This window comes from Gaetbulibacter saemankumensis DSM 17032 (genome assembly GCF_000425645.1).
Lineage (GTDB): Bacteria > Bacteroidota > Bacteroidia > Flavobacteriales > Flavobacteriaceae > Gaetbulibacter > Gaetbulibacter saemankumensis.
In genome coordinates this window covers 141,475-155,852 of the sequence record NZ_AUDV01000005.1, presented here as the reverse complement: position 1 = coordinate 155,852, position 14,378 = coordinate 141,475, and the positions used below count along the sequence as shown (strand labels likewise).

The window sequence follows — 14,378 nt, the reverse complement described above, 5'->3', positions numbered from 1 at the left end:
AGCGCATGAAAATAGGAATTGTATGCTACCCAACATTTGGAGGTAGTGGGGTTGTGGCTACTGAATTAGGTTTGGAACTTTCAAAACGAGGACACGAAATTCATTTTATCACTTATAATCAACCAGTTCGGTTAGAGTTAATAAGTAATAATGTACATTATCATGAAGTGAATGTGCCTGAATATCCACTATTTCATTATCAACCATACGAATTAGCTCTATCAAGTAAGTTAGTCGATATGGTGAAACTTCATAAAATTGAAATTTTACATGTGCATTATGCTATTCCACATGCTTACGCAGCATATATGGCAAAGAAAATGTTGTTAGAGAATGATATATATGTGCCTATAGTTACCACTTTACATGGCACCGATATTACGTTAGTGGGTAGTCATCCGTTTTACAGGCCTGCGGTAACTTTTAGTATCAATAAATCTGATGCGGTTACAGCGGTTTCACAAAGTTTAAAAGATGATACCTTACGACTTTTTAATATAGAAAATGATATACATGTGGTTCCTAATTTTATCGATTTAGATAAATATCATGAAGGTTTTGAAGGTTGTAGACGGGGTATGTTAGCACAAGATCATGAAAAGATTATAACGCACATTAGCAACCTGCGTGCCGTAAAGCGGGTTCAGGATGTAATAAAGGTGTTTTATAACATACAAAAAGTAATGCCTGCAAAGTTAATGTTGGTGGGAGAAGGACCGGAACGAGAGCACATTGAAATGCAATGTCAGGAGCTCGGGATTATGGATAAAGTTATTTTCTTCGGAAAAAGTAATGAAATAGATAAAATTTTAAGTTATAGTGATTTGTTTATATTACCCTCAGAATCTGAAAGCTTTGGATTGGCGGCATTAGAAGCGATGGCCTCGGGAACTCCTGTAATTTCAAGTAATACAGGTGGTCTACCTGAGGTTAATATACAAGGTGTATCAGGATATTTGAGTGATGTTGGAGATATTGAAGACATGACAAAAAATGCTATACATATTCTGAGTGATGATAATCGACTTAGAAGTTTTAAAGACAACGCACGTAAAGAATCATTAAAATTCGATTTGCATAAAATAGTACCGCAATATGAAGCCATCTATCAAGATACATTAGCAAAATGCGTGGTGAGTTAATTTTACTTGTAGTTCGTTGAAATTAATTATTATCAGAATCAAATAAATAATGAATGCTATCCAGACTGGATGTTCAATTAGCATTTTTCTTTCTTATTTTTTTAGGTTTCATATCTCTTCATCCTAGATTTAGGATTTACTTTAAATAAAAAAAGCACCTTAGAGGTGCTTTTAATAATATATTTATTTCGAATTAGAATTGGTAGCGAATACCTAATGCTATATCGAAATCTAAATCATTGTTATTGTAAGTGCTATTACCAAAACCAAGTTCTGGTCTAAAATCTAAGGATATTAATAGCGGGATATCGAAGTTGTATTCAATACCAATGTCTCCTGCAGCAAAAACGAATGTATCGCTATAATCTTTACTAGGATCTGTTGAGCTGTCATAATTGAAAGACCCAAATCCACCACCAGCACCAACATACCAGTTAAAACTGCCATCTAGTGGAAATACCCATTGGTATAAACCGGTTAATTTAAATCCATCAAAGTTGTTACCATCTCGCCATCCTAAATCCACTTCTAAGCGATTAGCTGTGCTTAAAGCATGTTGGTAAGAGATTTCAGCTCCAAATCCATCGCTATCGCCTAATCTTAAACCAATGGCGTTTTTAGAGATTTCTTGAGCATTTGATGTTAAAGCAAATCCTAATACTGTAATTGCAAATAAAAAAAGTTTTTTCATAAAGTGTAAGTTTTTGTGTACTTGTTCATATTTACGATACTTTTAAAAAAAAAGATCATATTTTTTTAATATTCATTGGTCAAACAAAAATAACACCAAAAATGTGTTTATTTTTAAACATTCAATAGAATTATTAACAATTTTATTTAGGTAATGGTGGAAAATATTCATTTACAACAATTAAGCGGTGAGCTATCAGGAGAATTATATTTCGATGATTTAATAAAATCCATTTATGCTACCGATGCGTCGGTGTATAGGAAACTTCCTTTGGCTGTGGCTTATCCAAAAAATAGTGATGATTTAAAGAAATTGATAGCTTTTTCTACTAAGCACAAAACCTCTTTAGTGCCAAGAACGGCAGGTACATCATTAGCGGGACAATGTGTTGGTGATGGGATTATTGTAGATGTTTCAAAATATTTCACAGAAATTATTGATTTTAATGAAGAAGAAAAAACAATAACAGTTCAACCTGGTGTGGTTCGTGACGAACTGAATAATTACTTAAAACCCTTTGGACTATTTTTTAGTCCCAATACATCAACATCCAATAGATGTATGATAGGAGGCATGGTTGGGAATAATTCATCTGGAACAACCTCTATTCAGTACGGGGTTACACGTGATAAACTTGTAGAAATGCAAGTTATTTTAAGTAATGGGAGTGAAGTTGTTTTTAAAGCAATTAGCCCTGAAGACTTTCATGAAAAAACGAAGCAAGGTGATTTAGAAGGTGAAATTTATAAATGTATTTATGCAGAACTTCAATCGTCAGAGGTCCAAAAGGAAATTGATAAACAGTATCCTAAACCTGAAATACATCGAAGAAATACTGGGTATGCCATTGATGAATTAATAAAATCACAGGTGTTTTCAAATGGCGAAACACCTTTTAATATGTGTAAACTGCTGTCGGGGAGCGAAGGAACCTTAGCATTTACTACCCAAATAACCTTAAAACTTGATAAACTGCCTCCACAAGAGAGTATTATGGTGGCTGCACATTTTGAAAGTATTGAGTCGTGTTTAAATGCCGTAGAATTAGTCATGAAACACAATTTGTACACCTGTGAAATGATGGATAAAACAATTTTGGATTGCACGAAACAGAATAAAACGCAGCAGGAAAATAGAAGTTTTATTATTGGTGATCCTAAAGCTATATTGATGTGCGAAGTTAAGGCAGATACTCAATACGAGGTAAATTCATTGGCTGCAACCCTAATAGAAGATATAGTAAAATCCGGTTTATCTTATGCGTATCCACTATTATTAAATGAAGACATTAATAAGGCGAATAACTTGCGTAGCGCAGGTCTGGGGTTGCTGGGTAATATTATAGGAGACAAAAAATCTGCTGCATGTATCGAGGATACTGCCGTAGCATTGCCAGATTTATCAGCCTATATTTCTGAATTTACAAAATTGATGTCCGATTACAATCAGGAGGCTATTTATTATGCACATGCTGGTGCTGGTGAATTACATCTAAGGCCAGTATTAAATTTGAAAAAATCGGAAGATGTTGCCTTATTCAGGAAGATAACAACTGATGTTGCTCATTTGGTTAAGAAGTATCAGGGAGCTATGAGTGGTGAACATGGCGATGGAATTGTTAGGGCAGAGTTTATTTCATTTATGATTGGAAAACGGAATTACGACATATTAAATCGCTTAAAATATGCTTTCGATCCACATAATATTTTCAATCCCGGAAAGATAGTGGATGCTTTACCTATGGACGAAAGTTTACGATATGTCCCAGACAGGATAGAACCAGAAATTACAACGCTTATGGATTTTTCTGCATCTCAAGGGATTTTAAGAGAAGCGGAGAAATGTAACGGTTCAGGTGACTGTAGAAAATCAACTCAATTTGGAGGGGTTATGTGTCCTAGTTATCGGGCAACGCGAAATGAAAAAGATACTACAAGGGCACGAGCGAATGCATTACGAGAATTTTTAACTAATTCGGAGAAAAAAAATAAATTCAATCACAAAGAATTAAAGCAGGTGTTCGATTTATGTTTAAGTTGTAAGGCCTGCGCAACTGAATGCCCAAGTAGTGTGGATGTGGCAAGTTTAAAAGCAGAATTTCAATATCAATATCAGAAAGCTAATGGCGTTTCCATGAGGAATAAAATTATGGCTTATAATAACCTAATTAACCATGTGGGAAGTATAACACCTGGTGTAGTGAATTTTATGTTTAGTAATGCAATGACCTCAAAAACATTAAAAAAAATGACAGGTATTGCAACTAAAAGGAGTTTGCCTTTGATTTCAAGTAAAAGTTTAATTAAAATATTTCAAAGTATTAAAAATAAGTTTAATAATAGTATTTTTATTAAAACAGTTTATTTGTTTAATGATGAATTTACAAATCATTTAGACGCTTCTATTGGTGAAGATGCCATTAACTTGTTGTTAGGGTTGAATTATGATGTTCGCCTTGTTAAACATGATGAATCGGGACGCGCATTTATTTCTAAAGGGTTATTAAAACAAGCTAAAAAATGTGCAAATAAAAACATTGACATATTTAAAGACTTAATTTCTGCCGAGAATCCATTAATCGGAATAGAGCCTTCAGCTGTTTTAACCTTTAGAGATGAATATTTGAAATTAGCAGATGATAAAAATTCGGCATTAAATATTTCTCAAAATTCATATTTAATTGAGGAGTTTTTACAACAAGAAATACGATTGGGGAATATCAAGCCTTCTCAATTTACAAAAGAATATAAAACCATAAAATTCCACGGACATTGCCATCAAAAATCATTAAGTAATCAATCTTGTAGCTTCGATGTTTTAAATCTTCCAGAAAATTATAAAGTAACAATTATTCCAAGTGGTTGCTGCGGCATGGCAGGGAGTTTTGGTTATGAAAAGGAACATTATGAGGTTAGTATGAGTATTGGAGAGCAAACCTTGTTTCCTGCGATTCGAAACACTTCAAGTGATGTCGAAATATCGGCGAACGGTACGAGTTGTAGACATCAGATAAAAGATGGTACAAGAAGACATTCAAAACATCCAGTAACAATTTTAAGAGAAGCTTTATTGTAATTGTTATTTACTATGTCTATCAATAATGGTTATGGCGGCTATTAATTCTTTTATTTCCATATTGTTGAATTCATCATCTATTACAAAAGGCGCTAATTTATCTTTGTTATAGTTATAAATTTTCCAACGTTTAAATTGGTATTCGAGTGCTGTGAAATTTTCAACCCAATCACCAGAATTTAAATACATTGTCTTACCAAACTTATTTTCGAAGTATGCCATTTTAGGTTGATGGATATGCCCACAAATGACATAGTCGTAAGCATTTTCAATGGCAATATCAGATATAATGCGCTCAAAATCATTGATATATTTTATTGCACCTTTAACGCCGTTTTTCACTTTTTTTGACAGGGAATAACGTTCTTTTCCTCGACGTTCTAAATACCAATTTATTAAGCGGTTCACCAAAGTTAGTAAATCATAACCATAGCCACCTAGCTTAGCTAACCATTTAGCGTTTTGTATGGAGACATCAAAAACATCACCATGAAAAAACCAGGCCTTCTTACCATCAAGTTCTAAAGACAACTTATTAACTATTGATATGTTTCCAATAGTAGTGCCGCTAAATTTTCTAAGCATTTCATCATGGTTTCCAGTAATGTAAATGATTTCGGTACCACAAGCGGATAGATCCATAATTTTTTTAATAACCTTTAGATGTGATTTCGGGAAATATCGCTTGCTAAATTGCCAAACATCAATAATATCACCATTAAGAATTAATTTTTTAGGCTCAATGCTGTTTAGGTAAGTTAATAAATGTTTGGCGTGACATCCGTAGGTGCCTAAGTGTACGTCTGAGATAACAGCAATTTCTATTTTTCTTTTAATTTTCAAAAATTTCTGATTTTGATAATGTAAAATACGCTTATAAATATTACTCAATGATTATTTAATAATTATTTAATTATAAGCGTATTGTTAAATGATTGTTACTTAAAACAGGGATATTTTAGTGCGCTTTATTCAAAATCATTTTAATATCTCTAATAATAAATTTACTTTAGCGACAAATTTTTATTTATGGCTGGGAATTCTTTTGGAAAACTGTTTACTTTAACTACATATGGTGAGTCACACGGACCTGCATTGGGAGGTGTTATCGATGGTTGTCCATCTGGTATTGAGTTAGATTTAGAAGCAATACAGAACGAATTAAATAGAAGAAAACCGGGGCAATCAGCAATTGTGACACAACGTAAAGAGCCTGATACCGTGAAGTTTCATTCAGGGATTTTTGAAGGAAAAACAACGGGGACTTCTATAGGTTTTGTTATTGAAAACACGAATCAGAAATCTCACGATTACTCTCATATAAAAGACAGCTATCGTCCAAGTCACGCCGATTACGTTTACGATCAGAAATATGGTTTTAGAGATTATCGTGGAGGTGGTCGCAGTTCGGCAAGAGAGACCGCTTGTCGCGTCGTTGCTGGAGCCGTAGCTAAACAAGTGCTCAAAGGTATTCAAGTTGATGCTTATGTGTCTGGGGTAGGAACTTTAAAGCTAGACAAACCATATAATCAGTTGAATTTGGGGCTTACTGAAACCAATCCAGTAAGATGTCCAGATAGCGAAATGGCTAAAAAAATGGAATCTTACATTAAAGAAGTTCGCTCAAAAGGAGATACCGTTGGAGGCATTGTTACCTGTGTGATAAAAAATGTACCCGTAGGTTTAGGAGAACCTGTCTTTGATAAATTACATGCTGAATTAGGAAAAGCTATGCTGTCTATTAATGCTGTTAAAGGTTTTGAGTATGGCAGTGGCTTTGAAGGCAGTACTATGTTTGGTAGCGAACATAACGACGCATTTAATACCGATGGTACAACGAAAACTAATTATTCTGGAGGTATTCAGGGAGGAATTAGCAATGGTATGGATATTTATTTTAATGTAGCCTTTAAACCAGTGGCAACTTTAATTCAAAAGTACGAAACCATCGATAAAGAAGGTAAGGTAGTTCAGATGCAGGGTAAAGGACGTCATGATCCATGTGTGGTTCCAAGAGCGGTTCCCATAGTTGAAGCTATGGCTGCTCTGGTTATAGCTGATTATTTACTGCAAAGCAAGGTTGCAATGTTGTAGAAAGTTCCTGCTATTGGTATTCTTTTTACTTGAGTATTCTCTAGTAAACATGAAGCATTAATTCGCAAAAAAGAGCTTCTGTATAGTTTTAATATAAACTAAACAGGAGTTCAAATAATTTATTATAATCTATTTCGAAAATTAAATCAATTTATGAAAAAGCTCGCGTTACATTGGCAGATACTATTAGGAATGGCTCTAGGGGTTGTTTTTGGATTGCTAATGAGTACGTTCGATGGAGGTAGAGAAATTATTCAGGATTGGATAAAACCCTTTGGTAATATATTTATTAATTCTTTAAAGTTAATTGCGGTGCCTTTAATATTAGCATCGCTTATTAAAGGAGTTTCCGATTTAAAAGATATATCGAAGCTTTCTAAGATGGGAGGTAGAACTATTGGAATTTATATTATTACCACAGTAGTTGCGGTTTCAATAGGCTTATTAGTAGTTAATACTATTAAGCCAGGAAATTCTATCAGTGAAGAAACACGTTTAGAATTAGTTAGTAGTTATGAGGCAGAAGCGGGATCTAAAATAGCAGCTGCTGAAAAACAAAAAGAATCGGGACCGTTACAAGCATTGGAGGATTTGGTGCCAAGTAATATTTTTAGAGCAGCAAGCGATAATGGTAATATGCTTCAGGTAATCTTTTTTGCAATCTTTTTTGGAATTGGGTTAATTTTAATACCTGAAGAAAAAGCGAAACCCGTAAAAGATTTTTTCGATGGATTTAACGAAGTTATATTAAAGCTAATCGATATTATCATGTTAGCAGCTCCTTATGGAGTGTTCGCTTTATTGGCAGCATTAATTGTTGAATCGCCAAGTGTTGACCTTTTTAAAGCCTTAGGATGGTATGGTTTATGTGTTATATTGGGGCTTGGGTTAATGATATTTGTATATGTGATGTTGGTTTATGTGTTTACTAAAACTTCACCAAAGACATTTTTTGATGGTATTGCGCCGGCTCAATTATTAGCGTTTTCTACAAGTTCTAGCGCCGCTACCTTACCGGTAACCATGGAACGAGTTGAAGAGCATTTGGGAGTCGAAGAAGAAGTGACAAGTTTTGTTTTACCTATTGGAGCTACCATTAATATGGATGGAACCAGTTTATATCAGGCAGTGGCAGCCGTATTTATAGCGCAGGCTTTTGGTATGGATTTAAGTTTTAGTGTGCAATTAGGCATTATTGCAACGGCTACATTGGCTTCTATAGGAAGTGCAGCTGTACCAGGTGCAGGTATGGTTATGTTGGTTATTGTATTAGCTCAGGCGGGAATTCCAGAAGCTGGTTTAGCGCTTATTTTTGCAATAGATAGACCGCTGGATATGTGTAGAACAGCGGTTAATGTTACTGGTGACGCATCAGTATCTATGATAGTGGCGAAATCGATTGGGAAATTAGGCGTTCCAAAAGTTAAGAACTGGAATGATCATATTAAGAAATAGATTTGATGTATGAGTTCTGATATTAATATTCCAAGTCCGATAGTAACCGTTGATTGGCTTTATCAACATTCTAATGCTGAAAATTTAATCATCTTAGATGGAACGATTAATAAGGTTTTTGATAGTGCTTTAGGGCAAATTCCAAAAGCTAGATTTTTTGATATTAAAAATAAATTTAGCGATATAAACGAACCGTTTCCAAGTACATTTCCTACCACACAACAGTTTCAGGAAGAAGCCCGCAACTTAGGTTTGAATAATAACAGTGCTATTGTTGTTTACGATGATAAGGGTATTTATTCCAGCGCGCGCGTATGGTGGCTTTTAAAAGCGTTCGGGCATGAAAATGTAGCTGTGCTTAGTGGCGGCCTGCCTGCTTGGAAAGTAGCTGGATATAAAACGGAGCCTATGGAAAAATACACCGGAAACAAAGGTGATTTTGTTGCTATTTACCAAGCTAAATCTATGCGCTTCTTTTATGATGTAAAAAAGGCTTCGGAAGATAAAACACATACCATTGTTGATGCGCGTTCTGCAGCACGTTTTAATGGTATTGAAGGTGAACCGCGTGAAGGACTGCGCAAGGGAACCATTCCAAATTCTAAAAACCTACCCTTTACCGAATTATTAAGTCAGGGGTTGTTAAAACCTAAAGAGGAATTAGAAGAACTATTTGAAAAGGTAGCTAAGAAGGATGATGATATTATTTTTTCCTGTGGATCAGGTATTACCGCCTGTGTTTTAGCATTAGGAGCTACTATTTGTGATTACGAACACATTTCTGTTTATGATGGTTCATGGACGGAGTGGGGTAGTATAGAGCCAGAATAATTACTCCAGAAATTTACTTTTTAAGTCGGGAGTAGGAATCATACAACGATCTCTTTTTCCAAACCACCTATACCTGTTTTTCGCTATAAAATCGTAGATTCCATCCCGAAGACTGCTTGGAATAACTAGAAAAACACCTAATAAGTTATTTGGGAATTTTAGGTGGTACGCAATTTTTAGGGCTGCCGTAGATTTTGTTACGATGCCTTTGTCTCGGTGATATAATAAAATAGAATCAGTCTTTTCAATATCTATTTTATGTGATGTTATAATAGTTTTCGCAATATCACTTTGTAGTGTAGAGAACATGAAAATGTTGTTTTTATCATGTTTTATTACGTATTGCACACTATAATTACATAGATTGCAAACCCCATCGAATAAAATTAGTTTCTTATGTTTGGGTAAGGAATTAGGCATGTAATAGGGGTTAATTTTTCTTTACGGCCTCTACTAATTCCAGTTCATCTAAACTTACATTTGTGGTAAAAATGCCGTAATTTACAATGGCTTTATTCTTTTCAATTTTATCAATACTACCTATAGCACGACCATCGTTCATTCTTACACGATCACCTATTTTTAAAATAGGCTTTGGTTTTGGTCTCTCGATAGCTTTTTTCTTAACTTCTTTTTTCTTCTCGCGAATAACTGTAACTGCTTGTTCTACCTCTTGTTTTACTTGTTTTTCCTTTGCTTTAACAGCTTTCTTTTCTTTAGGAGATACTTTTTTTCGTTTTGAGTTTTCTATTTGTACCATTTTAAACAGTTCGCCCATTAAATCACGCTTCTGTTTGTTTTCGAAGTATTTTTCGGCTAAATCATTAACTTTTTGTCCAAGATAAATTAAGCGTTGATTACTATCGTATAACTCCTGATAGCTTTCCAGTTTCTTTTGAATTTTTGAATTAATTTCTTCAAGTCGGTCAGCCTCCTCAATTTTTTTCTTTTCATTTAATTTTAATGATTGCCCCGTTTTTTCAAGTTTAGAGCGCTCTTTTTGAAGTTTCGCTATAGTAGCATCAAAACGTACCTTGCTGCGTTCAATCTTTTTCTTTGCGCGATTTATTAACCCATACGGGATGCCGTTTTTTTGAGCAACTTCAAAAGTAAACGAACTACCTGCTTGCCCAATAACCAGTTTGAATAATGGTTCTAAAGTACGCTCATCAAAGAGCATATTTGCATTTAGCATATGAGGTAATTCATTTGCTAAAATTTTTAAGTTTGAATAGTGCGTTGTAATAATTCCAAAGGCTTCGCGATGGTAAAACTCTTCTAAAAAAGTTTCTGCTAAAGCACCACCTAACTCGGGGTCACTTCCAGTACCAAATTCATCAATTAAAAACAAGGTATTTCGATTGCATTTCTTTAGGAAGTAATTCATTTGCTTCAATCGATAGCTATAGGTGCTCAAATGATTTTCTATGGACTGGTTGTCTCCAATATCACTTAATATTCTATCAAATAAGCAGATAGAGCTACGTTCGTGAACAGGTATTAATAAGCCACTTTGAAGCATTACCTGCAACAAACCAACAGTTTTCAAGGTGATACTTTTTCCGCCGGCATTAGGACCTGAAATAACAATGATGCGTTTATCTTCTTCTAGTGTTATCGTTTGCGGGAAAGTTTCTGCTTTTTTCGCCTTATTTGTTAAATACAAAAGTGGGTGGTAAGCATCACGAATGAACATGCTACGTGCTTCGGTAATTTCCGGAAGGATAGCATTCATAGATTGAGCATACTTCGCTTTAGCAGAAATAACATCAATTTCTATTAGGAAATCCAGGTACTTTTTTAGGAGGCCTGTAAATGGACGAATAAAATTTGTCACTTCTTTTAAAATACGGATAATCTCTTCTTTTTCTTCGTATTCTAAATTATTGAGTTCTCGTGTATATTGAAGGGTGGCTTCAGGCTCCATATAAACTATGCTTCCTGTTTTGCTGCTACCCATGATGTTTCCTTTAACCTTACGGCGATACATAGATTTTACTGCAAGTACCCGTCTGTTTTCAATAACAGATTCTCGAATATCGTCCAAGTAATCTAGGCCGTGGTACGTATTTAAGGCGGTTACGAAACTTTGATTTATTTTCCCCTTTACATTGTTTATGGATTGTCTTAAATCTGCTAATAGTGGAGAAGCGCTGTTTTTTATGTCGCCAAATCGATCAACTATACCATTGATTTTTTCTATAATGATTTTAGTAACTTCAATATGTGAAGCATAACTAGATAAGCCAGGGTAATATTCTTCAAACTTTTTTAGAAACGTTATAATTTCATTTGAAGTAACTGAAATCGCTGCTATTTTTCTTAAACTAAAGACTTCTAAATAAGTGTTTTCTATTTTTAAAAGTTTAATTTCCTTTTCAATGGTATCGAAGCTATGGTTTGGAATGCGATTGTCATTGTAAAATGAAGATAAATACTCATTGGTTAATTGTAGACTATCCATGAGTTCTTCTTTGGTTCTGTATGGACTTATCTGTAATGCTTTTTCGTTACCTAAGGGCGTTATGCAATATTCGCTTACCTGATACAAAACCGTTGGGAATTCTAAATCTTGTAATGTTTTTTCGTTAATGTGAATCATTCTTAACTTCTAAATTTAATAGGGAACAGGCAAAGTTAAACAATCTGTTCAAGATACCTAAAGCGAGATAAAAGCTTGTTGGGAAATTGTTAATTAACTAAGAGGGTAAATTCTTTAACAAAACCCTAACACTAGGGTGTTGATTTTGTTTATACCTTGATAGTCAGTTATTAATCATCAATCAAACTACTAATAGTTTTGTTCTAAGCTCAACTAGCCCCGGTTGAGCTATTAACTGATGTAATTCCATATATTTTTAAATTTACTCAGAGCTTTATAGGTGTTCAGAATGACTTGATTGTCTAGATTTGACAATTTAGGATCTTCCTTTAGTATCTTTTTAGCGTGGTAGCGCGCATGTTGAAGCAAATCTTTGTCTTTAACAATATCAGCTATTTTAAGGTTTAAAACGCCGCTTTGTTGTGTGCCCATTAAATCACCGGGCCCGCGTAGTTTTAAGTCTACTTCAGCGATTTCAAACCCATCAGTAGTCTTTACCATCGTTTCAAGGCGGGTTTTGCTGTCGTTGCTAAGTTTATGCCCAGTCATGAGTATGCAATAACTTTGTTCTGCACCACGCCCAACACGACCCCGCAATTGATGAAGCTGGGAGAGGCCAAAGCGCTCGGCACTCTCAATAATCATTACAGAAGCGTTGGGGACATTAACACCTACTTCAATAACCGTTGTAGCTACCATGATTTGTGTTTCACCTTTAGCGAAGCGTTGCATTTCATATTCTTTATCTGCCGGTTTCATTTGCCCGTGAACTATAGAAATTTGATAGTCTGGCATTGGGAAATCTCTCGAAATACTCTCGTAGCCATCCATTAAATCTTTATAATCCATTTTTTCGCTTTCCTGAATTAGGGGGTACACAACATATACTTGTCTACCTAGAGCAATTTCCTCTCTTATAAATCGAAATACATTTAGTCGATTTTTATCATAACGATGCACCGTTTTTATAGGTTTTCTTCCAGCGGGTAACTCATCAATTATAGATATATCAAGATCACCGTAAACCGACATAGCTAGGGTTCTTGGAATAGGGGTAGCAGTCATTACAAGCACATGTGGAGGCGATGTGTTTTTGTGCCATAATTTACTGCGTTGCGCAACACCAAAACGGTGTTGTTCATCTATAATAGCTAGGCCTAAATTTTTAAATTTAACCTTATCTTCCAGTAAAGCATGTGTGCCAATTAGGATTTGTAACTCCCCATTTTCAAGGGATTCATGAATTTCTTTTCGTTCTGAAGTTTTACTTGAACCTGTTAATATTTTTATACTGATATTCAATTTGTTACACATTTCAACTAGTCCATTATAATGCTGTACTGACAAAATTTCAGTAGGAGCCATTAAACAAGCCTGAAAACCGTTGTCAAGTGCCATTAACATTGCCATTAAAGCTACAATGGTCTTGCCAGATCCCACATCACCTTGTAAAAGTCGATTCATTTGTGCATGACTGCCTAAATCGGCTCGAATTTCCTTTAATACACGTTTTTGTGCATTGGTTAATTCAAAAGGTAAATGTGATTTATAAAATGTGTTAAAATAGTTGCCAATTTCTGTAAAAGGAAATCCTTTAATTTTTGATTTATGCAATTGATTTTTGATGATTAATTGCAATTGAATGTAAAATAATTCTTCAAATTTTAATCGAAACTGCGCTTTGCTAAGTAACTCCTGACTCTTCGGAAAATGAACATTAAAAAGGGCTTCACTTTTAGAAATGAGATGCAGTTCTTTTTTTAAATTCTCAGATAATGTTTCGTTAAAATCGCCTTTCGTTTCAATAAAGAGCTGCTGAATAATTTTACTGATTGTCTTATTGGAAATGCCGCTATTTGTTAATTTTTCTGTGGAAGGGTAAACCGGTTGCATAGCCGATCTTAAATTTTTTTCGTGTTCTTCCAATAATTCCAGTTCGGGATGCGGCATAGAAAATTTGCCATTAAACCAATTGGTTTTCCCAAATGCAACATAAGGTTTGTTTAATTTTAAATTTTCACGAATCCATTTTTGTCCTCGAAACCACACCAGTTCCATAGTGCCTGTATCATCCTGGTAGGTAGCAACTAGACGCTTTCCTCGTTTTTGCGCCACCTCCTTAAAGCTCGTAATTTTTCCAATAATCTGTACATCAGCATTATTTTGTTGTAACTTGTTTATTTTATAATACTGAGTTCTATCGATATATCGATTAGGGAATAAATTAATGAGGTCCTGATAGGAGTGCACACCCAATTCCTTTCTAAGTAAATTGGCACGATTGGGACCAACGCCTTTCAAGTAATCGATTGGAATTTGTAGGTTATGCTTCATAAAAGCGAATTTAAACAAATCATTTAAATCCTAAAATGCCAATTTAACTTTTAGATGGAACAAACAACCTTATTTGAATTATGGAATTCTTAATAAGTTTATTAATTTAAGGCATTTTTATAGGGTCAAAACTAATCTTTTTAATTTTTTTTAA

10 protein-coding genes are annotated in these 14,378 nt (G+C 34.5%); 5 read left to right on the top strand and 5 right to left on the bottom strand.

From position 1 onward, the window contains the following. The first annotated feature begins 5 nt into the window (after positions 1–5). On the top strand, positions 6–1,142 hold the full coding sequence (gene bshA / locus H611_RS0100740) for an N-acetyl-alpha-D-glucosaminyl L-malate synthase BshA (RefSeq protein WP_027136548.1): 1,137 nt from the start codon (positions 6–8) through the stop codon (positions 1,140–1,142). A 193-nt stretch (positions 1,143–1,335) separates the two neighbouring features. Here the strand turns inward: bshA and H611_RS0100735 are convergent, their stop codons facing one another. Next, positions 1,336–1,833 carry a hypothetical protein gene (locus H611_RS0100735; RefSeq protein WP_027136547.1) on the bottom strand — a complete coding sequence of 166 codons (498 nt, stop codon included), beginning with the start codon at positions 1,831–1,833 and terminating at the stop codon, positions 1,336–1,338. A gap of 153 nt (positions 1,834–1,986) precedes the next feature. Here H611_RS0100735 and H611_RS0100730 point away from each other — a divergent pair, with 153 nt between their 5' ends. Beyond that, complete coding sequence (locus tag H611_RS0100730) at positions 1,987–4,908, top strand: FAD-binding and (Fe-S)-binding domain-containing protein (protein WP_027136546.1); 2,922 nt, start codon at positions 1,987–1,989, stop codon at positions 4,906–4,908. A gap of 3 nt (positions 4,909–4,911) precedes the next feature. Here H611_RS0100730 and H611_RS0100725 read toward each other — a convergent pair whose 3' ends face one another. Beyond that, positions 4,912–5,751 (bottom strand): UDP-2,3-diacylglucosamine diphosphatase, encoded by an 840-nt coding sequence (locus tag H611_RS0100725; RefSeq protein ID WP_027136545.1) that lies wholly within the window; start codon positions 5,749–5,751, stop codon positions 4,912–4,914. Positions 5,752–5,937: 186 nt separating this feature from the next. On the opposite strand from H611_RS0100725, the gene aroC reads away from it, so the two are divergent. The 3 genes from aroC to H611_RS0100710 all read left to right on the top strand — a co-directional run bounded on the left by aroC (position 5,938) and on the right by H611_RS0100710 (position 9,288). Further along, entirely contained in the window at positions 5,938–7,002 is a 1,065-nt protein-coding gene (gene aroC / locus H611_RS0100720) for a chorismate synthase (protein WP_027136544.1), read from the top strand. Between the two features lie 153 nt (positions 7,003–7,155). Next, positions 7,156–8,457: a dicarboxylate/amino acid:cation symporter gene (locus tag H611_RS0100715; RefSeq protein ID WP_027136543.1), complete on the top strand. Its 1,302-nt coding sequence runs from the start codon at positions 7,156–7,158 to the stop codon at positions 8,455–8,457. Between the two features lie 9 nt (positions 8,458–8,466). After that, positions 8,467–9,288, top strand: coding sequence for a sulfurtransferase (locus H611_RS0100710; RefSeq protein WP_035483105.1), 822 nt, complete (start codon positions 8,467–8,469; stop codon positions 9,286–9,288). Here the strand turns inward: H611_RS0100710 and H611_RS0100705 are convergent, their stop codons facing one another. The 3 genes from H611_RS0100705 to recG form a co-directional block, all read right to left on the bottom strand. Further along, entirely contained in the window at positions 9,289–9,708 is a 420-nt protein-coding gene (locus tag H611_RS0100705) for a thiol-disulfide oxidoreductase DCC family protein (protein ID WP_027136541.1), read from the bottom strand. Positions 9,709–9,718: 10 nt separating this feature from the next. Next, entirely contained in the window at positions 9,719–11,890 is a 2,172-nt protein-coding gene (locus tag H611_RS0100700) for an endonuclease MutS2 (protein WP_027136540.1), read from the bottom strand. A gap of 231 nt (positions 11,891–12,121) precedes the next feature. Further along, positions 12,122–14,224, bottom strand: a complete 2,103-nt coding sequence (gene recG / locus H611_RS0100695) for an ATP-dependent DNA helicase RecG (protein ID WP_027136539.1) — start codon at positions 14,222–14,224, stop codon at positions 12,122–12,124. Positions 14,225–14,378 lie beyond the last annotated feature (154 nt).